We start from the raw sequence: 567 nt of genomic DNA on the forward strand, positions 1-567 counted from the left end.
CGCCCTGTCCTTCAAAAACCAACACAATATCGCCATTGGTCAATAACGTCACATTTGGATGATCCCCTTTTCCATAGTAGTTGTCCACGCTATACCAATCAATCGTTCCGTCTTCATAACGACCTAAGTTATAATGTAATTCATGATTTTCACCTTCATGAACTTCTAGTAGATCGCCATTTTCAAGTGTAGCGATGGTTGGCTTTTCTCCATCTCCGTATTCAACGGGTTTGGTCCAATACACCTTATCATTATCATATTCACCCAATTGATAAGATAGTTTTCCATCCTTGTCATTCACCGACACAACAAGGTCATTATCTAACACAGTGATGGCAGGACTTTCACCATTCGCATAATTTTCATCTGCCGACACATCATTCGTCCAATCCCAATCGACACGTTCCCCATCATATTTTCCCAATACATAGTTGATATCATCACTATCATGATCTTCATGAACGTTTAAAAATAGACCGTTTTGTAGTTGTACGACATCATTGTTTTTACCGTCAAACTGGTGATAGGTATTCGTTGTCCATTCAATACTTGAACCGCCTTCTGGTA

At 39.5% G+C, this 567-nt stretch carries 1 protein-coding gene; it reads right to left on the reverse strand.

All coding sequences use genetic code 11. The annotated features are described in order from the left end of the window. On the reverse strand, positions 1-567 hold a 567-nt coding region (locus AB1471_RS17025), incomplete at both ends, for a hypothetical protein (protein WP_367780934.1).

Source organism: Jeotgalibacillus marinus, from assembly GCF_040801915.1.
In the GTDB taxonomy this organism is placed as follows: domain Bacteria; phylum Bacillota; class Bacilli; order Bacillales; family Jeotgalibacillaceae; genus Jeotgalibacillus; species Jeotgalibacillus marinus.